The following is a 26,828-nucleotide window of genomic DNA, read 5'->3' as shown; positions in this document are numbered from 1 at the left end:
CGCGGGCTTGCCGGACCAGGTTCGCCCGGACGGAAGACCGATCCCATACCGATGTCCGATGGGATATCGGCGTCACCACTAACCGCGGATCGTCCGGTGACCAGAGCGCTACACTCCGGAGTATCTGCTGCTGAGCCAAGGGGTGGTGGGCTGTGCACGTAGGCAAGCGGCGCTGCCGCACCTGCGACACGTGGCTGGCCCACGACAACCGGGGCGCGCAGTGCGGGCGTTGCGTCGCCGCATCGGTGCTCCGCGCACCGGCGCTGCCGCCGGAGTTCTGGGACCGGCAGCCGATCCGCGAAGCGCTCGAGTCGCGCAACATCGGTCGGGTCTTCCGCGCCTACCGCCAAGCCCACGGCCCGACCATTCCCCAATCCACCCTCGCCGCCTGGCTGGACCTCACCCAGGGCCGCGTCAGCGAGCTGGAGCGCTCCCGTCGCCCGGTCACCGACCTGGAGCGCCTGGAGCGCTGGTCCGACGCCCTCCGCGTACCCCGCCACCTCCGCTGGTTCAACGGGGGAACGGGTGAAGTCCGGAATGCGGAAATTCAAGGGGCACAAGGAAATCCACCGACGGGTCTCGGGCTCTCGTACGCGTCGTCGGTGCCGTCTACGGTGGACGTCGTCGCGGAACTCGGGAGGCACGATATGGAGCGCAGGACCTTCCTCGCGGGCGCGCTGTTCAGCGTCGCCGCATCAGTCGCTCCCAGCCGGGACTGGTTGCTGGCCACGCTGGAGGAGGCAGGTCGAGCCCGAGGCAAGATCAGCGGTGAGCAGGTCGAGGCGATCCGTCGCACGTTCGGCGTCTTCCAGGAACTCGACGTCATGCGCGGAGGCGGCCACGCTCGCGAACAGCTCTCCACCTACCTGACCGCCAAGATCGTGCCGTTGCTCAAGTCGAACGATCCCACGACCGAGACCGGCCGCGCCCTCTACGAGGCAGCCGCCGAACAGCTCTACCTGCTCGGTTGGATGTCGTTCGACAACAGCGAGCATTCCCTGGCCCAGCGCTACCTGATCCAGTCCCTGCGCCTGGCCCAAGCCGCCGGCAGCCCCGAACTCGGTGCGCACGTGTTGGCAGGTCTGTCCGACCAGGCCACCCTCACTGGTCACCCCGATCACGCCGTGCAGTTGGCCAAGGCGGGCCGGGCCGGACTGGCCCAAGGTCACTCCGAGGCCTGCCTGGCCGATCTCTACGCCCTCCAAGCCCGCGCTGAGGCAGCCCTCGGTGATGCCAAGGCGGCCGTCCGCAGCGTGCACCTCTCCGAGAGCACGTTCGAACGCGTCGACCAGGACGAGGAACCCGAGTGGGCGAGGTTCATCGACGCCGCCTACCTCAACGGCGAGCACGCGCACACCTTCCGCGACCTCCAGCGCCCCGACGAAGCCGCCCGCTTCGCCCGCCTGTCCATCGCGGAGTCCGAACGCCAGAACCGCGCCCGTCGAGGCTCCATGGCCCAAGCCGCCCTGTCCCGCGCCGCTCTAGACCACCACGACCTGGAGGCCGCGGCCGCCGCAGGCCTGGCCGCGGCCAAGCTCGCGGCCACCGTCAAGTCCTCGCGCTCAGTCGATGCGGTCACCGACCTGCGGAGCCGGCTGCGCGACCACGGCGACTCGCCGGCCGTTCGCGACTTCCTGGAGGTGTCCGGCGCGCTGCTCCCGGCACCGGTGTGATCAGCCGAGCACCAGGGCGACCGGCACGGCGATGCCCCACACCAGCATCGCCAGGCCCGTGTCGCGCAGCACGGGGATCAGGTCGCGGCCCGTGCTGCCGTTCAGCACCCGCCGCGCGCCCAGCACGGCCAGTGGCAGGGCCAGGAAGCCGATCAGGGCCAGCGGCACGCGCAAGCCGATCGCCAGCGTGATCAGGAACGGGATCGAGACCAGGGCCAGGTACAGCCGGCGGGAGTCCCGGTCGCCCAGGGTGGACGCCAGCGTGCGCTTGCCCGCCTGGATGTCCGTCGGGATGTCGCGCAGGCTGTTCGCGATCATCACGCCGGTCGAGAACGCGCCCATCGCGACCGCGCCGCCGATCCCGATGCCGGTGACCTCCCCGGTCTGCACGTACAGCGTGCCGAGCACCGCCGCGGGCCCGAAGAACAGGAACACGGCCAGCTCGCCGAGACCCGAGTACCCGTACGGCTTGCGGCCACCGGTGTAGAACCACGCCGCCGCGATGCACACCGCGCCGAACGCCACCATCCAGTACCGGCCCGACAGCACCACCAGCGCCAGGCCGACCAGCGCGGCCACGCCCAACGCCGCGAACGCCGCCGTGCGCACCGACCGCGGATCGGCCGCACCCGACCCGACCAGGCGGAACGGGCCGACGCGGTGCGCGTCCGTTCCCCGGATGCCGTCGGAGTAGTCGTTGGCGTAGTTCACACCCACCTGCAACGCCACCGCCACCACGAGCGCCAGCGCCGCCCACGTCGGGTTGAGGCCGTCGATGTGGTGCGCGGCGCCCGAGCCGACCAGCACGGGCGCGATCGAGTTCGGCAGCGTGCGGGGGCGGGTCCCCGATACCCACTGGGCGACTGTGGCCATGACGGACATCCTCCGACATGGTGAACGGGGACCCGCTCCCGGGTGGTCGCGTGATCAGCAGGCGGTGGCGCCGGACACGCCCGACACGTAGGCCCGGGCGATGAACTTGCCCGCCGCGATCCGGAACCAGATGTTCGACGTGCCCTGGGAGCCCGTCACCGACTGGCCGGTGACCTGGCACTCGACCCGGACCTGCGCGTAGTTCGCGGCCAGGCCGACCTGCGCGGCGGTCGACGTCGCGCCGCTGCGCACGTTCAGCGGATCGCCCGCGGTGCGGACGAAGCCCGCCGGGCCCGAACCGGTCCACTGGTAGGTGACGGTGACCCACGCGTTGTCGGTCAGCTTCAGGCCGTCCCAGAACGTGCCGTCGGCCAGGTCGATGCCCGCCGGGTTGGCCACGGTGCGGCCGAACTGGTCCTTGCCGCCGTTGTAGCCGTCCTGGTACGCGGCCTGCGCCTCGGGCTTGCCCTGGGGCAGGTTCTTCCACATCTCCCGGGTGGCCGACGGGTTCCAGTAGTCGTCCTTGGTGTTCCAGGGGCCGACGTCCCACACCGGCGCCCACTCGCAGCGGCCGTTCGCCGCGCACACCCGCACGCTGTACGTGCCGGTGCCCTTGGCGGACAGGCCGCGCCGTGACGGCAGGGCGACGAAGTGGTCGCGGCTGACGATCACGTGCCCGTTCGCGGTCGTGCCGCCGACCAGGCCCTCACGGGTCGCGTAGATCCGGTAGGACAGGCCCGCGGCCTGCGCGCCGACGTCCGACGCGGCGACCGAGGTGAACGCCCGCAGGTCGACCCGGCTCACCTCGGGCGACGCCTTCTCGGCCGTGAGCGCCAACCGGACCTGCACGGTGGTGACCGAGGTCGGCAGCACGGCGGGCGCGTCGGGACGCGCCTCGACCCACTCGGTCCACTGCTCGTCGCCCAACGCGCCGCGCACGTCCACGGCGACCTCGGCGCCGGCGGGGACGTCGCTCTTCACGGCCGCGGCGACGGCGTTGACCGGCGCGTCGAACGTCCGCGGGTCGAGTTGCAGGAACCCGGTGCGGAGGGCGGCCCGCGCGCTGGCGGGCGTCGGCGCGGCGCGGTCGAGCCGCACCGTGCCGTCGTGCGTCGTGACGCCGTTGTCGTCGGCGTTCACGGTGGAGAGGTCGGCCGTCCACTCGCGGTCACCCTCGGCGGCGGCGGGCGCCGCCAGACCGGCGGTCAGGACGGTGGCGACGGCGAGCGGTATCAGGTAGCGCCTGGTCATCGCAGCACTCCTCGTCCGGACGCGGCGGTGCGGAGGTGACCGCGGCAGGGCCGCTCGCGTCTCGGCGCTGCCGAGCCAATCGCCTGGCGTGGTTAGCTGTCAACCAACAAGGTCGCTAACAAGACAGAAACTCACCCAAACGAGCTAGCGACCGCCCTCCGATCCACCTTGCCCGGGCCGCGCAGCGGCAGTTCCGTCACGAACGCGACCCGCTTCGGCATGGCGAACCGCCCCACCACCTCGCCGACCGCCGCGCACAGCTCGTCCGCGTCGGGAGGGTCACCCGGATCTTCCGGCACCACGGCCGCCGCCACCACCTGACCCCATTCCGGGTCGGCCAGCCCCACCACGCACGCCTCCCGCACGCCGGGCTGGGCCGCCAGCACCCGCTCGACCCTGGTCGGCACGACGTTCTCGCCGCCGCTGATGATCACGTCGTCGGCGCGGCCGAGCACCTCCAACGTCCCGTCGGGGCGGATGCGGCCGAGGTCGCCGGTGCGGAACCACTCCCCGAACGGCTCGTCGCCCTGGTAGCCCAGCGCCAGCACGGGGCCGCCGACCTCGATCCGGCCGTCGGCCAGCCGCACGCGCACGCCGTCCAGCGGCAGCCCGTCGTACACGCAGCCACCGGACGTCTCGCTCATCCCGTACGTGGTGACCACCCGCACGCCCAGCTCCCGAGACCGTTCCAGCAGGGCGGGCGGGGTGGCGGCGCCGCCGATCAGCACGGCGTCGAACTGCCGGGCGGCGGCCAGCCCCGGGCCGTCGGTGGCGACCAGGCGGGCCAGCTGCGTGGGCACGAGCGCGGTGTAGTGGCGTCCCGGCGTGGCCAGCACCGGCCGGGACGCGACCGCGAAGTCGACGGCGCGGAAACCGGGGGCCAGGTCCATCACGCCCGGCTCGGTGCCCGCCACGACCGACCGCACCAGCACCTGGATGCCCGCGATGTGCGTCGTCGGCAGGGCGAGCAGCCACGTGCCGGGCCCGCCGAGGCGGGCGTGGGTCAGCTCGGCGGACGTGGTGAGCGCGTCCGCGCCGAGCAGCACGGTCTTCGGCTCGCCGGTGGAGCCCGACGTCGCGACCGCGAGCACGGCTCCGGTCTCCCACCCGCGCAGCGGAGCGGTCGGGCCGGGCTGTGCCGTCACCAGGCCACCCTCGCCATTCAGGGCGGCGCGCAACTCCTCGAAGGTGATCATCAGTAGTAGTAGGGGTAGTCGGACCAGTCCGGCGGGCGCTTTTCCAGGAAGGCGTCCCGGCCTTCCACCGCCTCGTCGGTCATGTACGCCAGGCGCGTGGTCTCGCCGGCGAAAATCTGCTGCCCGACCAGGCCGTCGTCGATCAGGTTGAACGAGTACTTCAACATCCGCTGCGCCGTCGGCGACTTGCCGTTGATCTCCTTCGCCCACTCCAGCGCCGTCGACTCCAGCTCGGCGTGCGGCACGACCGCGTTGACCGCGCCCATCTGCCGCATGTCCTCGGCGGAGTAGGCCCGGCCGAGGAAGAAGATCTCGCGGGCGAACTTCTGGCCGACCTGCCTGGCCAGGTACGCCGAGCCGTAGCCGCCGTCGAAGCTGCCGACGTCGGCGTCGGTCTGCTTGAACCTGGCGTGCTCGGCGCTGGCCAGCGTGAGGTCGCACACCACGTGCAGGCTGTGCCCGCCGCCGGCCGCCCAACCGGGCACGACCGCGATGACGACCTTCGGCATGAACCGGATCAGCCGCTGGCACTCCAGGATGTGCAGCCGGCCCGCCCGGGCCGGGTCGACCGTGTCCGCCGTCTCGCCCGACGCGTACTGGTAGCCGCTGCGCCCGCGGATGCGCTGGTCGCCGCCCGAGCAGAACGCCCAGCCGCCGTCCCGCGGTGACGGGCCGTTGCCGGTGAGCAGGACGCACCCGACGTCCGAGCTCATCCGGGCGTGGTCCAGGGCGCGGTACAGCTCGTCGACCGTGTGGGGCCGGAACGCGTTGCGCACCTCGGGCCGGTCGAACGCGATGCGCACCGTGCCCTGGTCGACCGCGCGGTGGTAGGTGATGTCGGTGAAGTCGAAGCCCTCGACCTGCTTCCAGCGGGCGGGGTCGAACAGCTCGGAAACGTCCTGATCTGCCACGGCAGGGACAATAGGCCCGCGCCGCGGCTGAGAGCGGGCCCGGTCCGGCTCAGCGCGTGGAATCACCTGGTCGCGCGCTGAGCGACAATGTGCGGGTGAACCCGTCCACCGCGCAGGCCAGGGTGCTCGTCGACGAGCTGATCCGCAACGACGTCCGACACGTCGTGCTGAGCCCCGGATCGCGCAACGCGCCGCTGTCGTTCGCCCTGCACGAGGCAGCCGCGGCGGGCCGGCTCACGCTGCACGTCCGCGTGGACGAGCGCACCGCGGGCTTCCTCGCCCTCGGCCTGGCCAAGGGCAACGACGAGGTCACCGCCGTCACCTGCACGTCCGGCACCGCCGTGGCGAACCTGCACCCCGCCATGCTGGAGGCCGGGCACGCGGGCGTCCCGGTCATCGCGCTCACCGCGGACCGCCCGGTCGAGCTGTACCGCACGGGCGCCAGCCAGACCGTGGACCAGCAGCGGATCTTCGGCCTGGACACGCTCCAGTTCCCCATCGCCGAACGCCGGGCGAACCAGAACGGCCTGTGGCGCTCCCTGGTGTGCCGCGCCGTGGCCACCGCGCGGGAGCAGGGCCCGGTGCACGTCAACGTCCCGTTCCGCGAGCCCCTGGTGCCCGACGGGGACGTCGACTGGCCGGAGAGCCTCGACGGCCGCCCGTTCGACATGCCGTGGACCCGCACGGCCCGCCGCACGACCACCTCCACGCACGCCGCCGACCACCTCGGCCCGCGCACCCTGGTGATCGTCGGCGACACCGAGCACGACCTCTCCGACCTGGCCGAACGCGCCGGCTGGCCGGTGGTCGCCGAACCGACCGGCCACGGCCTGCGCCACGGCACGCTCCTGCTCAACGCGGGCGAGCTGCCCGACCGCCTCCGGCCGCAGGCGGTGGTCGTCGTCGGCCGCGCCACCCTCTCCCGGGGTGTGCTCAAGCTCATCGCGCGGACCCCCGTCGTGCACGTGCTGTCCGACGACCTGGACTGGCCGGACCCGCAGTTCACCGCCACCCACACGTCCACCGACCTGGTGCTCGGCGAGCACGACGTGGACGACGACTGGCTCACCGCCTGGCAGCACGCGGACAAGGCCGTCGCCGACGTGGTGGACGGCCTGCTGGCGAAGCAGCCCTGGCCGACCGGCCTGCACGTGGCCCGCGACGTGGTCGCCGCGCTGCCGCCGGGCGCGAACCTGTTCCTCGGCTCGTCCAACCCGGTCCGCGACGTGGACCTGGTCGCCGAGCCGCGCCGCGACGTCCGCACGTACGCCAACCGGGGCGTGGCGGGCATCGACGGCAGCGTCTCGACCGCCGCGGGCATCGCGCTCACCCGCGGCCCGACCTACGCCCTGATCGGCGACCTGACGTTCCTGCACGACGCGAACGGCCTGCTCATCGGTCCCGGCGAGCCGCGGCCGGACCTGACCGTGGTCGTGCTCAACGACGACGGCGGCGGCATCTTCGCGTTGCTGGAGCAGGGCGCGAAAGAGCACGAGCGGACCTTCGAACGCGTTTTCGGCACGCCGCACGGCGTCGACCTGAAGGCGCTGTGCGCGGCGCACCACGTGCCGCACACCGAAGCGGGCACACCGGACGAGTTGCGCCGGGCCCTCGACCGGCCGAGCGGAATCCGGGTGGTGGAAATCCGGGCGGAACGCCACGAATTGCGCGATCTGCACGCCCGCTTGAAGGCAGCCGTGTCAACCGCATTCCAGTAGGAGGAATCCTACCGACGGGGGTACAGCCCACCGGTGGCCGCGACTAGCTTCTCCGCATGTCCCTGAGAGCGAAGCTGACCCTCGGTACCGCCACCGCGGCGTCCGTGCTCCTGCTCGCCGGCACGGCGACGGCGGCCCAACCAGGAGCGCCCGGCATCGGCGACCCTTACTACCCGAATGCGGGCAACGGCGGGTACGACGTTTCCCATTACGACATCAGGCTCAACTACCAGCCGGCGAGCGACACCCTTTCCGGCACCACGACGATCCTGGCCAAAACCACTCAGGACTTGAGCCGGTTCAACCTCGACTTCCTGTTGAAGGTCAGTTCCGTCCGGGTGAACAACAAGGTCGCCGAGTTCTCGCAGTCCGGTGGCGAACTCGTGGTCGACCCGCGCGGCACGCTGAAGCAGGGCGCGAACGTGACGGTCGTCGTCACGTACTCCGACGTGCCCTCCACGCACGCCGTGGACGGCTACACGTCGTGGAAGCGGACGCCGGACGGCGCGCTGGCGATCGACCAGCCCGACATCGCGCCGTGGTGGTTCCCGAGCAACAACCACCCGACCGACAAGGCGAAGTTCGACATCTCGGTGGCCGTGCCCACCGGCGTCGAGGTGATCTCCAACGGCACGTTCGGCGGCACGGCCCAGCAGATCAACGGCTGGACCCGCTGGCGCTACCGCAGCCTGGAGCCCATGGCCACGTACCTGGCGTTCATCGCGATCGGCCAGTTCGAGATCCGCCAGTCGACCGCGCCGAACGGCCAGCCGGTGCTCAACGCCTACTCGGAGCGGCTCGGCGCGGACTACGGCGCGGCCGTGGCCAGCATCGAGCGCACGCCCGAGGTGACGGAGTTCCTGGAGTCGCAGTTCGGGACTTACCCGTTCGAGGCGCAGGGCGGCGTGGCGACGCCGGGCATCGGCTTCGCGCTGGAGAACCAGACCCGCTCGACCTACGACGCCGGGTTCTTCCGCCGCGGCGCGAACACGTACGTCGTGGCGCACGAGGTCGGGCACCAGTGGTTCGGCGACTCGGTGTCCGTGCAGGGCTGGAAGGACATCTGGCTGAACGAGGGCTTCGCCAGCTACGCGGAGTGGCTGTGGTCCGAGCACGTCGGCGAGGGCACGGTCCAGGAGAACTCGGACTACGTCTACGCCCTCTACCCGGCCGACAGCCCGTTCTGGCAGGTCCTGCCCGGTGACCCGGGCGCGTCGAACCAGTTCCACACCGCCGTGTACGACCGGGGCGCGCTGACCGTGCACGCGTTGCGCGGCGAGATCGGCGACGAGGCGTTCTTCGAGCTGCTGCGGGAGTGGCCGGCCGCGCAGCGCAACGGCAACGCGACGACGGACGAGTTCATCGCGTTCGCCGAGGAGCTGTCCGGCAAGCAGCTCGACGAGCTGTTCCGGACCTGGCTGTTCACGCCGGGCAAGCCGGCCGTCGCGCCGGGCTCGACCGGTTTCGCGGCGCGTGCCGCGGTGACCGAGCCGAAGTCGTTCAAGAAGATCCAGGAGACGCGCGAGCTGCTCGCGGGTCACCAGCACTGACCGCACGGTGAAGGGCCGCCCTCGCGGTGAGGGCGGCCCTTCGCGCGTCAGGAGGTCTCGCCGATCCCGTCGACGACCTTCGTGGTGATCGAGCTGTAGCCCGTCACGGTGCCCGGCGCGAGGTAGGGGAAGTGGGGCTGCTGACCGGCGACGGTGCGCTCGCCGATGAAGTCACCGTTGGCCGGGTCCACGATCAGCTCGCGCCGCTCGTGCACGTCCTCGACGGCGATCGCGACGCCGACCCGACCGTCCAGGTCGACCTGGACGTCGGCCACGGTCACGCCGTCGAGCAGCGCGAGCGCCCGGTACAGCGAGGCGCGCAGGTCGGCAGGCACGAGGCCGGTGCGCAGCAGCTGCACGGCGAAGTGGAACGGCAAGTTCTTCAGGCCCCCCGCCTGGCGCGCGCCGTCCGTGCGGTCGCGCAGCCACTGGGCGAGGACCTGCGGGTCGCGGGACAGCCGCGCGTAGAACTCCGGGTGGCGCGAGTCGGGGTCTCCGCACCCCGGCGGCGGCGGGACGAGCCCGAAGAAGGAGCCGCACGCGCCGCGGCGTTCGCCCTGCTCGGACCCGCTCGGCCCGGGCAGCGGCGCCTCGGACTGCGGCACGGTGCCGCCGAGCCACTTCGCGCCCGGCAACCGGTCGCGCCGGTTCACCCACTCCTGGGTGATGTCCCGGGGGATCCAGGTCTCGTCGCGTGATTCGACCAGGTAGGCGTAGTCGGTCTCCGGCTCCTGGGGCGACGGCGGCACGTGGTAGGAGGCCCACTGGTGCACCGCGACGTAGTGGTACTGGCCCGGTTCGAGCGGCTGGTCGGTGGCGGTGATCGCGTCGGCCGCCCGCGTCAGGTACTCCCGCGCGGACGCCGGCTCGACGTTCGACGAGCCGGCCACGGGCGCCTGCCCGGTCCCGCTGCCCACCGCGACGACGCCCGCGATCAGGGCCGTCGCCGCGGCGACGGCGACGGGCGCGAGCCACCACGTGCCGCCGCGTCGCTTCGGCGCCGCGGAGTCGGCCGCGGCGGCCAGGACGCGGGCGCGCACGGCGTCGAGCGGCACGTCGGCGGTGCGGACGTCGTGGTGGAGCCGGTCGAGCGCGTCGTCGAGTTCACGCATCGCGGTTCTCCTCGGTGAGCAGGGCTTGGAGCCGGGTGCGGACCCGGTGCAGCCGGGAGCGGACGGTGCTGGCGGGCTCGCCGAGCGCGGCGGCCACCTCGGTGGGGCTCAGCCCGGCCCACGACGTGAGCAGGAGCGCGTCCCGGTCCTCGTCGCGCAGGCCGGCCAGGGCGCGGGTGAGCAGTTCGGTGTGGCGCTGGGCGTCCACCCGGTCGGCGACCGCGCCGCCGTGGTCGGGTTCCGGTCGGCCGACCGTGCGCAACCAGGCACGCCGGCCGCGGGTCTCCCGGCGGACGTGCTCGCGCACGAGGTTGGTGGCGATCCCGTAGAGCCAGCCCTTCACGGGCGCGCGTTCGGCGTCGTAGCTGTGCCGCCGCTTCAACGCCACCAGGAACGTCTCGGCGACCAGGTCGTCGGCCGCGGCGTCACCGACCCGGCCGGCCAGGTAACCGCGCAGCTGCCGGGCGTGCGCGTCGAACAGCTCGGCGAACGCGGCCGTGACGTCCGGCCCGCGCAGGTCGGGAGGTTTGTCCAGTGCTGTGGTCACGTACCGGTTGACCGGAATGCCCTCCGCCGTCCCGGTGACGTGCGTCACATGCCTTCGAGGGCTTCCCGGAACGGCAGCATCTTGGCGTGCGCCTCGTGGACCTCGGAGTCCGGGTCGGACTCGGCGACCAGGCCGCAGCCCGCGAACAGGCGGGCCGTGCGGCCGTCCACCTGCGCGCAGCGCAGCGCGACGCCCAGCTCGCCGTCGCCGTTGCCGTCGATCCAGCCCACCGGGCCGGAGTAGCGGCCCCGGTCCATGCCCTCCAGCTCCTCGATCATCGCGATCGCGTCCGCGCGCGGCGTGCCGCCGACGGCCGCCGTGGGGTGCAGCGCCTCGCCGAGCGCGAGCAGCGACGGCGTGCCGCTGAGCGTGCCGATGACGTCGCTGGACAGGTGCGAGACGTTCGGCAGCCGCAGCACCGACGGCCCCTCCACCGACATGGTGTCGCAGAACGGCCGCAGCGTCTCGACCAGCGACGCCACCGCGTACTCGTGCTCGTCGCGGTTCTTGCCCGACGACAGCAGCGCGGCGGCCAGCTCGTCGTCCGACATGCCGTCGTGCGGCCACGTCGTGCCCGCGAGCACCCGTGAGTCGACCACGGACCCGCTGCGCCGCAGCAGCAGCTCGGGCGTGGCGCCGATCAGGCCGTCCACGGCGTACACCCAGCACTCGGGGTAGCGCCGGGCCAGGCCTTCGAGCACGAACCGGTGGTCGATGCCGACGTCGGCGACCGCCAGCAGGTCGTGTGCCAGCACGACCTTCTCCAGCTCGCCCGCGCGCATCCGCTCGACCGCCGTGCGCACGGCCTCGCGGTACCCGGTGACGGACACCTGCCCGTCGCTGTAGCGCACCTCCGACGGCTTGCGCACCGGCTCGACCCGTCGCTTGCGGCTGTCGCCGATCGTGGTGAGCCAGCTGTGCCCGTTGCGCCTGCCGAGCACGACCTCCGGCACCACGAGCACCGAGTGGCCGGGCCGGTCGGAGAACGCCATGCTGACGAACGCCACCGGCCCCGTGCCGGGCACGCCGAGCTCGTCGGCCACGTCGAGGTCCTCGGTGAACTCGCGCCACCAGCGGTCGGCGGCGGCGAACCGGTCCGCTCCCGACACCTCGAACCTGGCCGCCTCACCCCATCCCACCAGGCCCGTTCCGTCCCGCACCCAACTCAGCGCACCGGTCGGCGCGGGTAGCCCGCCCAGCAGGTTGTCGCCCGCGACGCGCCTGGTGTGCACGCGCAGCCGTTGTCGGGTCCGCGAGGCAGGAGCTGAGGTCACGGCGTCGAGGGTATGGACTCATCGCTGAGATCCGGCGCGGAGGCCGCCCTAGACTCCTCAGTTGTGGTGGACGACGCAGTGCGGACAGGTGCCCGCCCCAAGGCCCGGCTCCTGGTCAGCCGGGCGTTGGTGCTGCTGGGCGCGGTGGTGACGCTGATCGGGGTGATCCTCCTCGCGGCGTGCTGGCGCGACGACCTGATGATCGAGGAGCGGCTGGGCAAGGCGACCGCCGAGGTGGTGTCCGTCTCGTTCCAGCGGACCGTGGTGCGCTTCGCCACCCCGGACGGCGCCGTGCACAGCCCGTCGCAGGGCCTGCTGTACCCGGAAGGGCTGGAGCCGGGCCAGCTGGTGCGCATCGAGTACGACACGGCCGACCCCGAGGTGGCGCGGGTCGCCGGGCGCACGGCCGTGCTCGCGCTGCTGCCGATCGGCACGTTCCTGCTGGCCGCGTGGGCGGTGCTGGCGCCGCTGCTGTGGTGGGTCCGCCGGAAGTGGTGACCGGAGGCTTGTGACAGTTCTGCCCAAATTCTGTCTCCAGGTGTAACATCGGTCGCATGGACCTGGAGGCACAGTTCGAGCGCACCGTCGCGGCCGAGCAGCGCGTCGAACCGCGCGACTGGATGCCCGACGGCTACCGGAAGACGCTGATCCGGCAGATCGCGCAGCACGCGCACTCCGAGATCATCGGCATGCAGCCCGAAGGCAACTGGATCAGCCGCGCGCCGTCGCTGCGCCGCAAGGCGATCCTGCTGGCCAAGGTCCAGGACGAAGCCGGGCACGGGCTCTACCTGTACGCCGCGACCGAGACGCTCGGCGCGGACCGGGCCGAGCTGACCGAGAAGCTGATCTCGGGCAGGCAGAAGTACTCCTCGATCTTCAACTACCCGACGCTGTCCTACGCCGACGTCGGCGTGATCGGCTGGCTCGTGGACGGCGCCGCGATCTGCAACCAGGTGCCGCTGTGCCGCACGTCCTACGGGCCGTACGCGCGAGCCATGATCCGCATCTGCAAGGAGGAGTCCTTCCACCAGCGGCAGGGCTACGAGCTGCTGATGACGATGATGGCAGGCACCGACGCCCAGCGCGCGATGGTGCAGGAGTCGGTCGACCGCTGGTGGTGGCCGTCGCTGATGATGTTCGGCCCGCCGGACGCCGAGTCGTCCAACACCGAGCAGTCGATGAAGTGGCGGATCAAGCGCAACACCAACGACGAGCTGCGGCAGAAGTTCGTCGACATGACCGTGCCGCAGGCGGAGAAGCTCGGCGTGACGCTGCCCGACCCGGAGCTGAGGTGGAACCCCGAGCGCGGGCACCACGACTTCGGGCAGCCCGACTGGGACGAGTTCTGGCAGGTCGTCGGCGGCAACGGGCCGACGAACGCGCAGCGCGTCGAGCACCGGCGCAAGGCGCACGAGGACGGCGAGTGGGTGCGTGCCGCCGCCGCGGCGCACGCGATGAAGCACGCGGCTGTCGAGGAAGGTGTGGCATGAGTGCGTCGTGGCCGCTGTGGGAAGTGTTCGTGCGCGGCAAGCGCGGGCTGAACCACGTGCACGTCGGGTCGCTGCACGCGCCGGACGCCGAGATGGCGCTCCGCAACGCGCGTGACGTCTACACCCGGCGCAACGAGGGCGTGTCCATCTGGGTGGTGCCCGCGACGGCGATCACCGCGTCGTCACCGGACGAGAAGGACCCGTTCTTCGAGCCGAGCGGGGACAAGGTCTACCGGCACCCGACGTTCTACGAGATCCCCGAGGACGTGCCGCACCTATGAGCTTCGATAACGCCTACGAAGCCCTGATCGACGGGCATGAGGACGCGCACTGGGCGTTCGGCACGGGGTTCTCCGAGGCGCTGGCCGGGGTGGACCGCGAGGTGCCCGACGTCGACCGCGCCGACCTCGCCGCGTACTGCCTGATGCTCGGCGACGACGCGCTGGTCCTGTCCCAGCGGCTGGCCGAGTGGTGCTCCCGCGCGCCGGAGCTGGAGGAGGACGTCGCGCTGGCCAACATCGCGCTCGACCTGCTCGGCCAGGCCCGGATGCTGCTGACCAGGGCGGGCGAGGTCGAGGGCGCGGGCCGGGACGAGGACGCGCTCGCGTACCTGCGCGACGAGCGCGACTTCCGGAACGTGCACCTGGCGGAGATCGAGTGCGGGCCGTTCGCGGGCGGTGACTTCGCCACCACCGTGGCGCGGCTGCTGGTGTTCTCGTCGTGGAAGGTCGCGCAGTACTCGCGGCTGCGGGCGAGCGCCGACCCGGTGCTGGCGGCCGTGGCGGCGAAGGGCTTGAAGGAGCTGGCCTACCACCGCGACCACGCCGCCCAGTGGGTCGTGCGGCTCGGTGACGGCACCGACGAGTCGCACCGGCGGATGCGCGCGGGGCTGGAGCGGGTGTGGCCGTTCCTGGCCGAGCTGTCCACCGCGCACGCCGTCGAGCTGCGGTTGCCCGGTGTCGCGGTCGACCCGGCCGAGCTGCGGTCCGAAGTGGACGGCGTGCTGGACGCGGTGCTGGCGGCGGCGGGGCTGACGCGGCCCGCGGACGTGCCCGCGGCGCGGGTCAACGGGCTGGCGGGGCGCGACGGCGTGCACACCGAGGCGTTCGGCTACCTGCTGGCCGAGCTGCAGCACCTGCACCGGTCGTTGCCGGGGGCGAAGTGGTGAGCACCGCGCTGGACGTCGCCGCGCGGGTCCGCGACCCGGAGCTGCCGGTGCTGACGCTGGCCGACCTCGGCGTGCTGCGCGACGTGACCGAGTCCGACGGGCGGGTGTCGGTGACCATCACGCCCACCTACTCCGGGTGCCCGGCGCTCGACGAGATGGCGGCCGACCTGCGGCGGACGTTGCTGGCCGCCGGGTACGCGGCGGTGGACGTGCGGCTGTCGCTCTCGCCCGCGTGGACCACCGACTGGATCAGCGAGGACGGGTTGCGCAAGCTGCGGGAGGCGGGCATCGCGCCACCGTCCCGGCTGGGGCCGCGCGCGGTCGGACCGGTGCCGCTGAACCTGACCCCGCCGTCGCAGCGGGTGCCGTGCCCGCGGTGCGGGTCGCCGCGCACGTCGGAGGTGTCGCGGTTCGGGTCGACGGCGTGCAAGGCGCTGCGCCGGTGCGCGGACTGCGCCGAGCCGTTCGAGCACGTGAAGGAGATCTGATGGCGCGGCCGGTGTTCCACAAGCTGACCGTCGCGTCGGTCGAGCAGCTGTGCTCGGACGCCGTCGCGGTGACGTTCGAGGTGCCCCCGTCGCTGGCCGCGGACTTCGCGTTCGCGCCGGGGCAGTACCTGACCCTGCGCAACGGCGACGAGCGGCGGTCGTACTCGATCTGCGCGCCCGCCGGCGGTCCGCTGCGGATCGGGGTGCGGCGGGTGGACGGCGGGCTGTTCTCGACGCTGCTGGTGGACCGGCTGCAGCGCGGCGACGTGCTGGAGGTGCTGCCGCCGTTGGGCACCTTCACGCCGTCCGGAGGGGCGCACCACGGGCTGGTGGTCGCCGGGTCCGGCATCACGCCCGCGTTGTCGATCGCCGCGTCGGTGCTGGCCGGCGGTGCGCGGGTGACGATGCTGTACGGGAACCGGCGTGCGGACACGGTGATGTTCGCCGAGGAGCTGGCGGACCTGAAGGACCGGTACCCGGCTCGGTTCCAGCTGGTGCACGTGCTGTCGCGGGAGCCGCGGGACGTCGAGCTGTTCAGCGGGCGGTTGGACGCGGCGAAGCTGCGGGCGCTGTTCTCGACGGTGGTGCCGTGGGCGGACGTCGACGCGTGGTGGCTGTGCGGGCCGTACGGGATGGTGCGGGACGCGGAGGACGTGCTGGCGTCCCTGGGCGTTCCACCGTCGGACGTGCACCACGAGCTGTTCTACGTGGACGAACCGCCTCCTCCGCCGCGTCGTGCCGAGTCGTCTCTTGTCTCCGCCGCCACCGCGACCGTGATCCTGGACGGGCGGACCACCGAAGTCCCGCTGCCGGCGGACGTGCCGATCCTCGACGCGGCCCAGCGGGTGCGCGCGGACCTGCCGTTCGCATGCAAGGGCGGCGTGTGCGGGACGTGCCGTGCGCTGGTCGTGTCCGGTGAGGTGGAGATGCGGCGGAACTACGCGCTGGAGCCGCGCGAGGTGGAGGCCGGTTTCGTCCTGACGTGCCAATCGGTCGCCGTGACCTCGGCGGTTACCGTGGATTACGACGCCTGATCTGGCACATTGGGCGCATGGGACGGGCGGCGCTCTGGGGACTGCTCATCGGCACGGCGCTGATGACGCTGCTGCTGGCGTTCGGCTTGACCGCGTCGTCCACTGACGCGAGCCCGCCGTCGATCGTGGGGACCGTGATCGCGTCCGGCGTGGTGGGCGTGGTGATAGGCGGCGTCCCCGGCACCGTGGTGGGTCTGGTGGTGGGCGCCGTCCGCCGCCGCACCCGGGAACGCCGGCTCCCGCCACCTCCGCTCATGCCCCCACTTCTGCCGCCACCACCTCCGCCGCCGCTTGCGCCTCCGGTGAACGACCGCTGGTCCGCGATGGTGGGCCGCTGCGAACTGGCTGTGCGCCGCGTGGGCGCCGCCGTGGCCACCGTGCCCGCGTCACCGGCCAGGGCGTGGCTGGAACGGATCGCCGCCCAGTTCGCCGCCGAACTGCCGGACGTGCGGCGCATCGCCGACCTGGGCCGAGCCCTGGGCGCCGACCAATCCCACCCGGTCACCGACCGCCTGGCCGCCGCCGTCCACGACTTCACGTCGTTCGAGGACGAGGTGGGCCGCGTGGCCCTCCAACTGCTTAACCAGGCATCCCTGGACGCGGTCCGCACCCATCTCGAAGTCCTGGAACAACAACTGCCACACCTGGGCAACGGTTAGACCGACGGCGAGTGCAGGCGTCGGGTGACGGATCTGCTCGAGGGTGTGCACCGAGCTGGAAGTCCCCTGGACAGCGCGAAACCCGGCAACCCGTCGTCCGGCGGGTGAACCGGGTCCACTTCCGAGGCCTAGTGGCCTCGACGACGGTCAGCCTAGTCGATCAACGGTCCATCCGCCGAACGGCCTAGCGGGACGTGGAAGCCGCCTGCCACCAGGCCAGGACTTCCTCCGCCACCTCCGGCATGGCCACGAGCAGGCCGTCCACCGGCAGGGGCGCGTCCTCGCCTCTTCGGTCCAGGACCGCGGCGCCCGATTCGACGGCCAGGGCGACCGCGCCGGCCACGTCCCACTCGTGGTAGCTGTCCAGGACGGCGGCCGCGGCGTGGCCCAGGGCCACTTGGGCGACGGCCAGGGCCTTCGAGCCCAGCACCCGCACGCCCGTGCCCGCCACCGCCGCCCGCGAGATGAACTCGCCCATGCCCGGCCACGGCCCCGTCCGCGTCATCTCCGTGCACACGATCGAGCTCACCGCCTGGTCGCCGAGCCGCACCGGCGTGCCGTTCGCCCGCATGCCGCGCCCCCGCGCGGCGGCGTAGATCTGGGCCCGGTACGGGTCCGCGACCACGCCCACGACCGGACCCCACCGGTCGATCAACGCCAGGCTGTACGCGCACCACGGCACACCGGCGACGTAGTTCGCGGTCCCGTCGACCGGGTCGACCACCCAGCGGAACTCCGCGTCGCTCACCACGTCGCTGTCGGTGTCCTCGCAGAACACCGGGATGTCCGGGAACTCGGCCGTCAGCACCCGCCGCGTGTGCCGCTCCAACGTCCGATCGGTGTCGGTCACCCAGTCGAACGGCGAGGTCTCGTCGTCGGGTCGCGCACCGCGCCCCGCGGTCGCCATGATCACGTCGGACGCGTCGTTGGCGAGTCGGCCCGCTATCTCCAGCGCGATCGACACCAGGCCGGGATCGACGGGCTGCGCGGGTCGGGACGACAAGACGGTCATGCCGACCTAGTGTCACCGCACGGAGTGACCGCGCCGCGTACTCCAGGTGAACCCGGGGCCAACGTCAACGGCGACGCGAGGAGTTCGGCGGGCGTTCGCTGAGGTGTCACGCCGCCGTGTCCTTGGCACCGCATGGTGATCGGCGTGCGCGTAGCGATCGTTACCGAGAGCTTCCTTCCCCAGGTCAACGGGGTCACCAACTCGGTCCTGCGAGTCCTGGAACACCTCCGAGCGCACGGTCACCAGGCGTTGGTCGTGGCGCCCGGCGCGGGTGCGGACCACCACCTCGGCACACCGGTCGTGCGGGTGCCGGCGGTGGACCTGCCGAGGTTCAGCTCGCTGCCCGTCGGGGTGCCCACGCGCAAGGTGCTGACCGCGTTGGCCGACTTCCGGCCGGACGTCGTGCACCTGGCGAGCCCGTTCGTGATGGGCGCGCGCGGCCTGTCCGCGGCACGCAGGCTGGGCATCCCGACGGTCGCGGTCTACCAGACCGACATCGCCGGGTTCGCCGGTCACTACGGCCTCGGCCTCACCGCCCGTGCCGCCTGGCGCTGGACGCGTCGGCTGCACGCGCAGGCCGACCGCACGCTCGCGCCGTCGACGTGGGCCGTGGCAGCGCTCCAGGAGCACGGCGTGCCGCGCGTGCACCGGTGGGGGCGCGGTGTGGACGTCGAGCTGTTCCACCCCTCCCGGCGGGACGACGCGTTGCGCGCCTCGCTGGCGCCGGACGGCGAACTGCTGGTCGGGTACGTGGGCAGGCTGTCGCCGGAGAAGCGGGTCGACCGGCTCGCCGCGCTCGCCGACCTGCCCGGTGTGCGGCTGGTGGTGGTCGGCGAGGGGCCGGGCGAGGCGCAGTTGCGGCAGGAGCTGCCGGGCGCGGCGTTCCTCGGGTTCAAGAGCGGCACGGACTTGGCCGCCGCGTACGCGAGCTTGGACGTGTTCGTGCACACGGGCCCGCACGAGACGTTCTGCCAGGCCGTGCAGGAGGCGTTGGCCAGCGGTGTGCCGGTGGTCGCGCCGGACGCGGGCGGGCCGCGTGACCTGGTGCAACCCAACACCGGCTACCTGTTCGCCGACGACGCGCAGCTCCGGCGGGCGGTGGTGGAGCTGGGCGACCCGCTGCGCCGCCGCCAGTTCGGGCAGGCGGCCCGGCGGTGGGTGCGCGGGCGCACGTGGTCGGCCGTGTGCGACGAGCTGCTCGGCCACTACGCGGCCGTGCTGGACCTGCCGGAACGTCGTGCGGCATGAGGATCGGGCACGCTTGAGGATCGGGCACGCATGAAGATCGTCCAGCTGGCCAACTTCTACGGTCCGCGTTCCGGTGGCCTGCGCACGGCGCTGCACCACCTCGGCGGCGGTTACGCGGCGAACGGGCACCGGGTCACGTTGGTCGTCCCGGGTCCCGCGCACGCCGACGAGGAGCTGTCGCCCGGCGTCCGGCGCGTGACGTTGCCCGCGCCGCGCATCCCCGGCACCGGCGGGTACCGGGCGGTGGACCCGTGGCGCGTGCGGACGCTGCTCGACCACCTGGCGCCCGACCGGCTGGAGGTGTCGGACCGGCTCACGTTGCGCGGGATGGGTCGGTGGGCGGCGGAGCGGGGGGTGCCGAGCGTGGTGATCTCGCACGAGCGGCTGGACCGGCTGCTGGAGCAGTTCCTGCTGCCCACGCCGTTGGCGCGGCGGGGCGCGGACTGGGCGAACGCGCGGATGGCCGCGTCCTACGACACGGTCGTGTGCACGACGGAGTTCGCGCGGGAGGAGTTCGACCGGATCGGTGCGCGCAACGTGGCCCGCGTGCCGCTCGGCGTCGACCTGCGCACGTTCACGCCGACCCGGCACGACCGGTCGTTGAAGGCGGACCTGGCGCGGGGCGCGGACGCGCTGCTCGTGCACTGCGGGCGGTTGTCGGCGGAGAAGCACGTGGAGCGCAGCGTCGACACCGCGGCCGAGCTGCACGCGGCCGGGCACAACGTGCGGCTGGTCGTCGCCGGCGACGGCCCGCGCCGTGAGGCGTTGGAACGCCGTGCCGCCGGTCTGCCGGTCACGTTCCTGGGCTTCGTCGACCAGCGCACCGACGTCGCCGACCTGCTGGCCACGGCGGACGTGTCGCTGGCGCCGGGCCCGCACGAGACGTTCGGCCTGGCCGCCCTGGAGGCCCTGGCCTCCGGCACCCCGGTCGTCGTCTCGGCTTCGTCGGCCCTGCGGGAGATCGTCCGGCCGGGCTGCGGCGCCGCCGTGCCGGACCACGCCCCCGCCTTCGCCGGCGCCGTCACGACCCTCCTGGACCACCCCGAACCGACCCGCCGCTCCGCCGCCCGTGCCCGCGCCGAGGAGTACCCCTGGCAGGCCGCCGTCACCGGCATGCTCACCGCCCTCCGCGCCACCTGACCGGCGTGTCGAACCTTCAGGTCGCGCGTGTCGAACCTCCAGGTGCCGCGTGTCGAACGTTGAGGACCCCTGAATTCAACGTTCGAGTGCCAGCCCGTGGCCCTGAGCGTTGAACTCGGCGGTCCTGAGCGTTCGACACGCGGCACCTGAGCGTTCGACACGCGGGTCCTGAGTGTTCGACACGTGCGACCGGAGTGTGGGACACGCGGTCCTCAGGGTTCGGGTCGCGTGGTTGGGGGCGTCACTTAGGCTTCCGGCATGGCGCGTGCAGGTCTGGACAAGAACCCCCGCGAGGTCGCCGAGATGTTCGACGGCGTGGCCAAGGGCTACGACCGGACGAACTCCGTCATGACCCTCGGGTTCGACCGGCGCTGGCGGGAGTGGAGCAGGCGGGTGCTGGACGCCAGGTCCGGCGAGAAGGTGCTCGACCTGGCCGCCGGCACGGCCGTGTCCACGGTCGAGTACGCCGCCTCCGGCGCGTGGTGCGTGGCGGCCGACTTCTCGCTCGGCATGCTGCTGGGCGGCGCGCACCGGCCGGTGCCCAAGGTCGCCGCCGACGCCCTGCGCCTGCCGTTCGCCGACAACTCGTTCGACGCCGTCACGGTGTCCTTCGGCCTGCGCAACTTCAACGACACCGAGGCCGCCCTCCGCGAGATGGCCCGCGTGGTCAAGCCCGGCGGACGGCTCGTGGTGTGCGAGGTCTCCACGCCGACGTTCCGGCCGTTCCGCTTCGTCTACATGCGCTACCTGCTGCGGCTCCTGCCGCTCATCGCCCGGTTCGTGTCCTCCAACCCGGACGCCTACAAGTACCTCGCCGAGTCCATGCGCACGTGGCCCGACCAGCGCGCGCTCGGCGAGATCGTGGCCCGCGCCGGCTGGGAGGACGTCGCCTGGATGAACCTCACCGGCGGCATGGTCGCCCTCCACCGCGGCACGAAGCCCGCACCGCCCCAAGCCGCGCCCGAAGCCGCACCGGACCCCACCGCCTAGCCGCACGGCCGCGTAGTCCTCGAGCCGGCAAAGCCCTCAGCGACCCGCAAGTAGACTTCGCCTCGGACTTTGTGAACACGGGCACAAGGAGCGGGGATGACGACTCCCAGCCGCCGCAAGGCAGGCGAGGACGCCGAGGTGATCGTGGTCGGGGCGGGGCCCGCGGGCTCCACCGCGGCCACCTACCTGGCACGCGCGGGCCTGGACGTGGTGCTGCTGGAGAAGAGCACCTTCCCGCGCGAGAAGGTGTGCGGCGACGGCCTGACCCCGCGCGGGGTCAAGCAGCTGATCGACCTGGGCATCGACACCCGCGAGGAAGCCGGCTGGCTGCACAACCGAGGCCTGCGCGTGGTCGGCGGCGGCGTCACGCTGGAGCTGGACTGGCCCGAGCTGGCCACGTTCCCGCCCTACGGCGTGGTCCGCCCCCGCCAGGACTTCGACGAGATGCTGGCCAAGACCGCCGTGCAGGCGGGCGCCCGGCTGCACGAGCAGACCACGGTCACCGGCGCGGTCGTCGAGCGCGGCCGGGTCGTCGGCGTCACGGCCAAGCAGGGCCCGGACAAGACCCCGGTCACCTTCCGCGCGCCGCTCGTCCTGGCCTGCGACGGCGTCAGCGCCCGCCTGGCCCTGAGCGTCGGCATCCAGAAGGACGACGCCAAGCCGATGGGCGTCGCGGTCCGCCGCTACTACGCGAGCCCCCGCACCAAGGACGACTACCTGGAGTCGCACCTGGAGCTGTGGGACCGCGCCAACGACGTCCTGCTGCCCGGCTACGGCTGGATCTTCGGCATGGGCGACGGCACCGTGAACGTGGGCCTCGGCATCCTCAGCACCTCGAAGGCCTACGGCACCACGGACTACCGAGCGCTGCTCAAGAGCTGGCTCGACGGCACGCCCGAGGAGTGGGGTTTCCGCGAGGAGAACGCCACGAGCAAGATCGGCGGCGCGGCCCTGCCGATGGGCCTGAATCGCAAGCCCCACTACCGCGACGGCCTGCTGCTCGTCGGCGACGCGGGCGGCATGGTGAACCCGTTCAACGGCGAGGGCATCGGTTACGCCATGGAGTCGGCCCGGATCGCGGCCGAGTCCGCGGTGCAGGCGCTGGCCCGCCAGGGCGCGAGCCGTGAACGCGCGCTGCACGGCTACCCGGTGCGCATCGAACAGGCCCTGGGCAGCTACTACCGGCTCGGCAACGTCTTCAGCAAGCTCATCGGCAACCCCGCGGTCATGCGCACCGCGACCAAGTACGGGCTGCCCCGCAAGACCCTGATGAAGCTGGTCCTGAAGCTGCTCGCGGGCCTTTACGACCCGAAGGACGGCGACTCGTTCGACCGCATCATCACCGCCGCGACGAAACTCGCCCCAACGGCCTAACGGGCCTCCGCTAACCGACGCAGCGCCGACTTGGGAGTCGGCGCTGTTTCGTTTTCGGTGTGCTCCCGTTCACGGACGGGTCTTCCAACTGTTGATCTGCACCGAGAAAGTGCAGGTCAGCGCATATGCTGGGGGTGCCCGTCACGCCTCTGTGTGACGTTCTACACTGACCCTCAGGTCTTGTGAATCAGTTCACAACCGGCTGAGATGCCTTGTGAAGTGTTTCACAAGCGACCTGCGGATTGTTAGGCACGCCTAACCTCCGGAGGCCGCAAGAACACCCTTTAGGGTGCGCAACGGTCGGCGGTGCACCACCACCGCGACGCGAGGAAAGGACGACGGAGAGTGCTGGACCCTTACCTCCCCCTCGTATTGATGTTCGTCCTCGCCGGGGCCTTCGCGCTGTTCTCGGTGACGGCCGCGCCGTACATCGGTCCCCGCCGCTACAACCGCGCGAAGCTCGACGCCTACGAGTGCGGCATCGAGCCGTCGCCGCAACCCGTGGTGGGCGGTGGCCGCATGCCGGTCGCCTACTACCTCACGGCGATGCTGTTCATCCTGTTCGACATCGAAATGGTGTTCCTCTACCCCTTCGCGGTCTCCGCGGACCGGCTCGGCCTGTTCGGCCTGGTGGAGATCGCACTGTTCGTCGCGACGGTCGGCTTCGCGTACGCCTACGTGTGGCGTCGCGGCGGCCTCGACTGGAACTGAGGGGGAAGACCAGTGGGTCTCGAAGAGAAGCTCCCGAACGGCATCCTGCTCGCCAGCGTGGAGAAGCTGGTCAACTGGACCCGCAAGTCCTCGCTGTGGCCGGCCACCTTCGGCCTGGCCTGCTGCGCGATCGAGATGATGACCACCGGCGGTCCGCGCTACGACCTCGCGCGGTTCGGCATGGAGGTCTTCCGCGCCTCGCCGCGCCAGGCGGACCTGATGATCGTCGCGGGCCGGGTGACCAACAAGATGGCGCCGGTGCTGCGGCAGATCTACGACCAGATGCCCGAGCCGCGCTGGGTGCTGGCCATGGGTGTGTGCGCCTCCAGCGGCGGCATGTTCAACAACTACGCGGTCGTGCAGGGCGTGGACCACGTCGTGCCGGTCGACATGTACCTGCCCGGCTGCCCGCCGCGGCCGGAGATGCTGATCGACGCGATCCTCAAGATCCACGCGAAGATCATGGACGAGCCGCTCGGGGCGAACCGGGCCGCGCTGCTGGCCGACTCCGGCCACCGGACGGCCCTGATCCCGTCCTCCGAGCGCTTTGCGAAGAAGTGAGCACCCGATGACCGAGCCAGGGGACATTGGTTCCAGCGCCGAGCGCGCCGTGGAGGGCGTCGAGCCCGCCGGCGCGGAGGAGAAGGCGCCGATCGTGGCGGGCAAGGCCCGCAAGGGGATGTTCGGCATCTCCGGCACCGGCGACACCTCCGGCTTCGGCGGCCTGCGGCTGCCCGCCCACGTCGCCGCGCCGTCCGAGCGGCCCTACGGCGGCTGGTTCGACGAGGTCGCCGACGAGCTGCTGGCCGCGATCCGCGAGCAGGGCCTGCCCGCCGACACCGTCCAGCAGATCACCGTCGACCGCGGCGAGATCACCTTCTTCCTGCGCCGCGACAACCTGGTCGACGTGGCGCGCATCCTGCGCGACGACCCGGCGCTGCGGTTCGAGCTGTGCAGCTCGGTGTCCGGTGTGGACTACGGCGCCGACGCGCCGCAGCGGCTGCACTCCGTCTACCACCTGACGTCGATGACCTACCGCCGGCGCATCCGGCTGGAGGTCGCGGTCGACGTGGACGACGCGCACATGCCCAGCGTGGTCTCGGTCTACCCGACCGCGGACTGGCAGGAGCGCGAGACCTGGGACATGTTCGGCATCGTCTACGACGGCCACCCGGGGTTGACCCGGATCCTCATGCCGGACGACTGGGACGGCCACCCGCAGCGCAAGGACTACCCGCTCGGCGGCATCCCGGTGGAGTACAAGGGCGCGGAGATCCCCCCGCCAGACCAGAGGCGGTCCTACTCATGACCGAGCGACTTTCCGACGTGACCACCGGCACCGACACGAGTGCCACCGGCCGCGAGAGCGACCCGTACGACGCGAGCTCGCGCGAGACGACCGAGGGCACCGTCTACACGGTGACCGGCGGCGACTGGGACGAGGTGCTGGCCGAGGCCGCGGGTGACGAGCGCATCGTCATGAACCTGGGCCCGCAGCACCCGTCCACGCACGGCGTGCTGCGCCTGGTGCTGGAGCTGGAGGGCGAGACCGTCACCCAGGCCCGCAGCGTCATCGGCTACCTGCACACCGGCATCGAGAAGAACGTCGAGTACCGCAACTGGACCCAGGGCGTCACGTTCGTGACGCGCATGGACTACCTGGCCCCGCTGCACAACGAGGCCGCGTACTGCATGTCGGTCGAGAAGCTGCTCGGCGTCACCGTCCCGCAGCGGGCGCAGACGATCCGGGTGCTGCTCATGGAGCTCAACCGGATCAGCTCGCACCTGGTGGCGCTGGCCACCGGCGGCATGGAGCTGGGCGCGCTGACCGGCATGACCGCGGGCTTCCGCGAGCGCGAAGAGGTCCTGCACCTGCTGGAGTTCCTCACCGGTCTGCGGATGAACCACGCGTTCATCCGGCCCGGCGGCCTGGCGCAGGATCTGCCGGACGGCGCCGAGCAGAAGATCAAGGACTTCATCAAGGTGATGGACTCCCGGCTGCCGGACTACGACAAGCTGCTGACGGGCCAGCCGATCTGGCGCAACCGCCTCGCGGGCATCGGCTACCTGCCGGTGGACGCGTGCCTGGCGCTCGGCATCACCGGCCCGATCCTGCGCTCCGCCGGCCTGCCGTGGGACCTGCGCAAGGTCGAGCCCTACAGCGGTTACGAGAACTACGAGTTCGACGTGCCCACCTCGAACGCCGCCGACGCGTACGCCCGCTACCTGCTGCGGGTGGAGGAGATCCACCAGTCGCTGCGGATCGTCCGGCAGGCCGTGGACAACCTGACGCCCGGCCCGGTCATGGTGGAGGACGCCAAGATCGCGTGGCCCGCGCAGCTGACCATCGGCGCGGACGGCATGGGCAACTCGCTGGAGCACGTCCGCAAGATCATGAGCCAGTCCATGGAGTCCCTGATCCACCACTTCAAGCTGGTGACCGAGGGCTTCGCGGTGCCGGCCGGCCAGGTGTACGTGCCGATCGAGTCGCCGCGCGGTGAGCTGGGCTACCACGTGGTCTCCGACGGCGGCACCCGGCCGATGCGCGTGCACGTGCGCGAACCCAGCTTCGTGAACCTCCAGTCGATGCCCGCGATGTGCGAGGGCGGCATGGTCGCCGACGTCATCGCGTCGGTGGCCTCTATCGACCCGGTGATGGGTGGTTGTGACCGATGACGCAGACGCAAGAACCGACCGACCTCTTCGACCAGTCCATCGTGGACAAGGCGCAGGCGATCATCGCGCGCTACCCGCAGCCGCGGTCGGCCCTGCTGCCGATGCTGCACCTCGTGCAGTCGGTCGAGGGGTACGTCAGCCAGGCCGGCATCACGTTCTGCGCCGACCAGCTCGACCTGGCCAACGCCGAGGTCAGCGCGGTCGCGACGTTCTACACCATGTACAAGCGCCGCCCGTGCGGCGAGCACCTGGTGAGCGTCTGCACGAACACGCTGTGCGCCGCGCTCGGCGGTGACGCGATCTACGCCACGCTCAAGGACCACCTGGACGTCGGCCACGAGGAGACCGCGGGCGAGCCGGGCGCGCCGGGCTCGATCACGCTGGAGCACGCCGAGTGCCTGGCGGCCTGCGACCTCGGCCCGGTGCTGCAGGTCAACTACGAGTACTTCGACAACCAGACGCCGGACGGCGCGCTGGAGCTGGTGAAGTCCTTGCAGGCGGGGGAGAAACCCCACCCGACGCGGGGCGCGCCGCTGACCGACTTCCGCCAGGCCGAGCTGCAGCTGGCCGGGTTCTTCGAGGGCCGGGACGCGGACCTGGACGGCCCGTCGGCCGCGCCGGAGACGGTGCGCGGGGCCAAGATCGCCGCGGAACGCGGCTGGACCGCGCCGGCCATGCCGGACAACGCGGAGTTCCCGCCGCTGCCGGAGAAGAAGTAGGTAGGGGGAGCTGA

Annotated in this window: 27 protein-coding genes; 19 read left to right on the top strand and 8 right to left on the bottom strand. The window is 72.0% G+C overall.

The window, feature by feature from the left end:
- Window positions 1-152 precede the first annotated feature (152 nt).
- Window positions 153-1,673, top strand: a complete 1,521-nt coding sequence (locus tag ADK67_RS05765) for a helix-turn-helix domain-containing protein (RefSeq protein ID WP_157619945.1) — start codon at window positions 153-155, stop codon at window positions 1,671-1,673.
- On the opposite strand, the gene ADK67_RS05760 is transcribed toward ADK67_RS05765, so the two are convergent.
- The 4 genes from ADK67_RS05760 to ADK67_RS05745 form a co-directional block, all read right to left on the bottom strand.
- Window positions 1,674-2,546, bottom strand: a complete 873-nt coding sequence (locus tag ADK67_RS05760) for a 1,4-dihydroxy-2-naphthoate polyprenyltransferase (protein WP_053715328.1) — start codon at window positions 2,544-2,546, stop codon at window positions 1,674-1,676.
- Between the two features lie 54 nt (window positions 2,547-2,600).
- Window positions 2,601-3,797: a hypothetical protein gene (locus ADK67_RS05755; RefSeq protein ID WP_053715327.1), complete on the bottom strand. Its 1,197-nt coding sequence runs from the start codon at window positions 3,795-3,797 to the stop codon at window positions 2,601-2,603.
- 131 nt (window positions 3,798-3,928) lie between these two features.
- Entirely contained in the window at window positions 3,929-4,993 is a 1,065-nt protein-coding gene (gene menE / locus ADK67_RS05750) for an o-succinylbenzoate--CoA ligase (RefSeq protein WP_053715326.1), read from the bottom strand.
- Window positions 4,993-5,904, bottom strand: a complete 912-nt coding sequence (locus ADK67_RS05745) for a 1,4-dihydroxy-2-naphthoyl-CoA synthase (RefSeq protein ID WP_053715325.1) — start codon at window positions 5,902-5,904, stop codon at window positions 4,993-4,995. The genes menE and ADK67_RS05745 overlap by 1 nt, the downstream gene beginning before the upstream one ends.
- 95 nt (window positions 5,905-5,999) lie before the next feature.
- Here ADK67_RS05745 and menD point away from each other — a divergent pair, with 95 nt between their 5' ends.
- Together menD and ADK67_RS05735 are read left to right on the top strand one after the other, a co-directional pair.
- On the top strand, window positions 6,000-7,622 hold the full coding sequence (gene menD / locus ADK67_RS05740; protein ID WP_053715370.1) for a 2-succinyl-5-enolpyruvyl-6-hydroxy-3-cyclohexene-1-carboxylic-acid synthase: 1,623 nt from the start codon (window positions 6,000-6,002) through the stop codon (window positions 7,620-7,622).
- Window positions 7,623-7,678: 56 nt separating this feature from the next.
- Entirely contained in the window at window positions 7,679-9,172 is a 1,494-nt protein-coding gene (locus ADK67_RS05735; RefSeq protein WP_053715324.1) for a M1 family metallopeptidase, read from the top strand.
- 47 nt (window positions 9,173-9,219) lie between these two features.
- On the opposite strand, the gene ADK67_RS05730 is transcribed toward ADK67_RS05735, so the two are convergent.
- The 3 genes from ADK67_RS05730 to ADK67_RS05720 are packed head-to-tail and all read right to left on the bottom strand — an operon-like array spanning window position 9,220 to window position 12,105.
- Window positions 9,220-10,284 carry a CU044_5270 family protein gene (locus ADK67_RS05730; protein WP_053715323.1) on the bottom strand — a complete coding sequence of 355 codons (1,065 nt, stop codon included), beginning with the start codon at window positions 10,282-10,284 and terminating at the stop codon, window positions 9,220-9,222.
- On the bottom strand, window positions 10,277-10,831 hold the full coding sequence (locus tag ADK67_RS05725; protein ID WP_231648026.1) for an RNA polymerase sigma factor: 555 nt from the start codon (window positions 10,829-10,831) through the stop codon (window positions 10,277-10,279). The genes ADK67_RS05730 and ADK67_RS05725 overlap by 8 nt, the downstream gene beginning before the upstream one ends.
- Window positions 10,832-10,875: 44 nt before the next feature.
- Window positions 10,876-12,105: an isochorismate synthase gene (locus tag ADK67_RS05720; RefSeq protein WP_053715322.1), complete on the bottom strand. Its 1,230-nt coding sequence runs from the start codon at window positions 12,103-12,105 to the stop codon at window positions 10,876-10,878.
- A 63-nt stretch (window positions 12,106-12,168) separates the two neighbouring features.
- On the opposite strand from ADK67_RS05720, the gene ADK67_RS05715 reads away from it, so the two are divergent.
- Genes ADK67_RS05715 through ADK67_RS05685 form a run of 7 tightly spaced genes read left to right on the top strand, consistent with a single transcriptional unit; the run spans window position 12,169 to window position 16,944 of the window.
- On the top strand, window positions 12,169-12,603 hold the full coding sequence (locus ADK67_RS05715) for a DUF3592 domain-containing protein (RefSeq protein WP_442974109.1): 435 nt from the start codon (window positions 12,169-12,171) through the stop codon (window positions 12,601-12,603).
- 56 nt (window positions 12,604-12,659) lie between these two features.
- The gene (gene paaA / locus ADK67_RS05710) at window positions 12,660-13,595 is read left to right on the top strand and encodes a 1,2-phenylacetyl-CoA epoxidase subunit PaaA (protein ID WP_053715321.1); all 936 of its coding nucleotides are present in this window, start codon (window positions 12,660-12,662) and stop codon (window positions 13,593-13,595) included.
- A complete protein-coding gene (gene paaB / locus ADK67_RS05705) occupies window positions 13,592-13,876 on the top strand; it encodes a 1,2-phenylacetyl-CoA epoxidase subunit PaaB (RefSeq protein WP_053715320.1) in 285 nt (94 codons plus the stop codon). The genes paaA and paaB overlap by 4 nt, the downstream gene beginning before the upstream one ends.
- A complete protein-coding gene (paaC, locus tag ADK67_RS05700) occupies window positions 13,873-14,763 on the top strand; it encodes a 1,2-phenylacetyl-CoA epoxidase subunit PaaC (RefSeq protein ID WP_053715319.1) in 891 nt (296 codons plus the stop codon). The genes paaB and paaC overlap by 4 nt, the downstream gene beginning before the upstream one ends.
- Window positions 14,760-15,251, top strand: coding sequence for a 1,2-phenylacetyl-CoA epoxidase subunit PaaD (paaD, locus tag ADK67_RS05695; RefSeq protein ID WP_053715367.1), 492 nt, complete (start codon window positions 14,760-14,762; stop codon window positions 15,249-15,251). The genes paaC and paaD overlap by 4 nt, the downstream gene beginning before the upstream one ends.
- Complete coding sequence (gene paaE, locus ADK67_RS05690; protein WP_053715318.1) at window positions 15,251-16,285, top strand: 1,2-phenylacetyl-CoA epoxidase subunit PaaE; 1,035 nt, start codon at window positions 15,251-15,253, stop codon at window positions 16,283-16,285. The genes paaD and paaE overlap by 1 nt, the downstream gene beginning before the upstream one ends.
- Window positions 16,286-16,302: 17 nt before the next feature.
- Entirely contained in the window at window positions 16,303-16,944 is a 642-nt protein-coding gene (locus ADK67_RS05685; protein ID WP_053715317.1) for a hypothetical protein, read from the top strand.
- 184 nt (window positions 16,945-17,128) lie between these two features.
- Here ADK67_RS05685 and ADK67_RS05680 read toward each other — a convergent pair whose 3' ends face one another.
- Window positions 17,129-17,956, bottom strand: coding sequence for an inositol monophosphatase family protein (locus tag ADK67_RS05680; protein ID WP_053715316.1), 828 nt, complete (start codon window positions 17,954-17,956; stop codon window positions 17,129-17,131).
- Between the two features lie 144 nt (window positions 17,957-18,100).
- Here ADK67_RS05680 and ADK67_RS05675 point away from each other — a divergent pair, with 144 nt between their 5' ends.
- The 9 genes from ADK67_RS05675 (at window position 18,101) to nuoE (ending at window position 26,814) form a co-directional block, all read left to right on the top strand.
- Window positions 18,101-19,204: a glycosyltransferase family 4 protein gene (locus ADK67_RS05675; RefSeq protein ID WP_197289300.1), complete on the top strand. Its 1,104-nt coding sequence runs from the start codon at window positions 18,101-18,103 to the stop codon at window positions 19,202-19,204.
- Window positions 19,205-19,234: 30 nt separating this feature from the next.
- On the top strand, window positions 19,235-20,344 hold the full coding sequence (locus ADK67_RS05670; protein ID WP_053715315.1) for a glycosyltransferase: 1,110 nt from the start codon (window positions 19,235-19,237) through the stop codon (window positions 20,342-20,344).
- Window positions 20,345-20,602: 258 nt separating this feature from the next.
- Complete coding sequence (locus tag ADK67_RS05665) at window positions 20,603-21,334, top strand: demethylmenaquinone methyltransferase (RefSeq protein WP_053715314.1); 732 nt, start codon at window positions 20,603-20,605, stop codon at window positions 21,332-21,334.
- A gap of 96 nt (window positions 21,335-21,430) precedes the next feature.
- The gene (locus ADK67_RS05660) at window positions 21,431-22,708 is read left to right on the top strand and encodes a geranylgeranyl reductase family protein (RefSeq protein ID WP_053715313.1); all 1,278 of its coding nucleotides are present in this window, start codon (window positions 21,431-21,433) and stop codon (window positions 22,706-22,708) included.
- A gap of 345 nt (window positions 22,709-23,053) precedes the next feature.
- Complete coding sequence (locus ADK67_RS05655) at window positions 23,054-23,419, top strand: NADH-quinone oxidoreductase subunit A (protein WP_053715312.1); 366 nt, start codon at window positions 23,054-23,056, stop codon at window positions 23,417-23,419.
- A gap of 12 nt (window positions 23,420-23,431) precedes the next feature.
- The gene (locus tag ADK67_RS05650; protein ID WP_053715311.1) at window positions 23,432-23,980 is read left to right on the top strand and encodes a NuoB/complex I 20 kDa subunit family protein; all 549 of its coding nucleotides are present in this window, start codon (window positions 23,432-23,434) and stop codon (window positions 23,978-23,980) included.
- 7 nt (window positions 23,981-23,987) lie between these two features.
- Window positions 23,988-24,728: an NADH-quinone oxidoreductase subunit C gene (locus tag ADK67_RS05645; protein ID WP_053715310.1), complete on the top strand. Its 741-nt coding sequence runs from the start codon at window positions 23,988-23,990 to the stop codon at window positions 24,726-24,728.
- Window positions 24,725-26,095 carry an NADH-quinone oxidoreductase subunit D gene (locus tag ADK67_RS05640; protein ID WP_053715309.1) on the top strand — a complete coding sequence of 457 codons (1,371 nt, stop codon included), beginning with the start codon at window positions 24,725-24,727 and terminating at the stop codon, window positions 26,093-26,095. Before ADK67_RS05645 ends, ADK67_RS05640 begins: the two co-directional genes overlap by 4 nt.
- Window positions 26,092-26,814 (top strand): NADH-quinone oxidoreductase subunit NuoE, encoded by a 723-nt coding sequence (gene nuoE, locus ADK67_RS05635; RefSeq protein WP_053715308.1) that lies wholly within the window; start codon window positions 26,092-26,094, stop codon window positions 26,812-26,814. Before ADK67_RS05640 ends, nuoE begins: the two co-directional genes overlap by 4 nt.
- Window positions 26,815-26,828 lie beyond the last annotated feature (14 nt).

This window comes from Saccharothrix sp. NRRL B-16348 (assembly GCF_001280085.1).
In the GTDB taxonomy this organism is placed as follows: Bacteria; Actinomycetota; Actinomycetes; order Mycobacteriales; family Pseudonocardiaceae; genus Actinosynnema.
This window is presented reverse-complemented; position numbering and strand designations above follow the sequence as displayed.

Excerpts from the sequence above, each read along its gene's own strand:
- ADK67_RS05760 (WP_053715328.1), bottom strand. The coding sequence starts at position 2,546 with ATGGCCACAGTCGCCCAGTGGGTATCGGGGACCCGCCCCCGCACGCTG.
- ADK67_RS05755 (WP_053715327.1), bottom strand. The coding sequence starts at position 3,797 with ATGACCAGGCGCTACCTGATACCGCTCGCCGTCGCCACCGTCCTGACC.
- menE (WP_053715326.1), bottom strand. The coding sequence starts at position 4,993 with ATGATCACCTTCGAGGAGTTGCGCGCCGCCCTGAATGGCGAGGGTGGC.
- ADK67_RS05735 (WP_053715324.1), top strand. The coding sequence starts at position 7,679 with ATGTCCCTGAGAGCGAAGCTGACCCTCGGTACCGCCACCGCGGCGTCC.
- ADK67_RS05730 (WP_053715323.1), bottom strand. The coding sequence starts at position 10,284 with ATGCGTGAACTCGACGACGCGCTCGACCGGCTCCACCACGACGTCCGC.
- paaA (WP_053715321.1), top strand. The coding sequence starts at position 12,660 with ATGGACCTGGAGGCACAGTTCGAGCGCACCGTCGCGGCCGAGCAGCGC.
- paaB (WP_053715320.1), top strand. The coding sequence starts at position 13,592 with ATGAGTGCGTCGTGGCCGCTGTGGGAAGTGTTCGTGCGCGGCAAGCGC.
- paaC (WP_053715319.1), top strand. The coding sequence starts at position 13,873 with ATGAGCTTCGATAACGCCTACGAAGCCCTGATCGACGGGCATGAGGAC.
- paaE (WP_053715318.1), top strand. The coding sequence starts at position 15,251 with ATGGCGCGGCCGGTGTTCCACAAGCTGACCGTCGCGTCGGTCGAGCAG.
- ADK67_RS05685 (WP_053715317.1), top strand. The coding sequence starts at position 16,303 with ATGGGACGGGCGGCGCTCTGGGGACTGCTCATCGGCACGGCGCTGATG.
- ADK67_RS05680 (WP_053715316.1), bottom strand. The coding sequence starts at position 17,956 with ATGACCGTCTTGTCGTCCCGACCCGCGCAGCCCGTCGATCCCGGCCTG.
- ADK67_RS05670 (WP_053715315.1), top strand. The coding sequence starts at position 19,235 with ATGAAGATCGTCCAGCTGGCCAACTTCTACGGTCCGCGTTCCGGTGGC.
- ADK67_RS05665 (WP_053715314.1), top strand. The coding sequence starts at position 20,603 with ATGGCGCGTGCAGGTCTGGACAAGAACCCCCGCGAGGTCGCCGAGATG.
- ADK67_RS05660 (WP_053715313.1), top strand. The coding sequence starts at position 21,431 with ATGACGACTCCCAGCCGCCGCAAGGCAGGCGAGGACGCCGAGGTGATC.
- ADK67_RS05645 (WP_053715310.1), top strand. The coding sequence starts at position 23,988 with ATGACCGAGCCAGGGGACATTGGTTCCAGCGCCGAGCGCGCCGTGGAG.
- ADK67_RS05640 (WP_053715309.1), top strand. The coding sequence starts at position 24,725 with ATGACCGAGCGACTTTCCGACGTGACCACCGGCACCGACACGAGTGCC.
- nuoE (WP_053715308.1), top strand. The coding sequence starts at position 26,092 with ATGACGCAGACGCAAGAACCGACCGACCTCTTCGACCAGTCCATCGTG.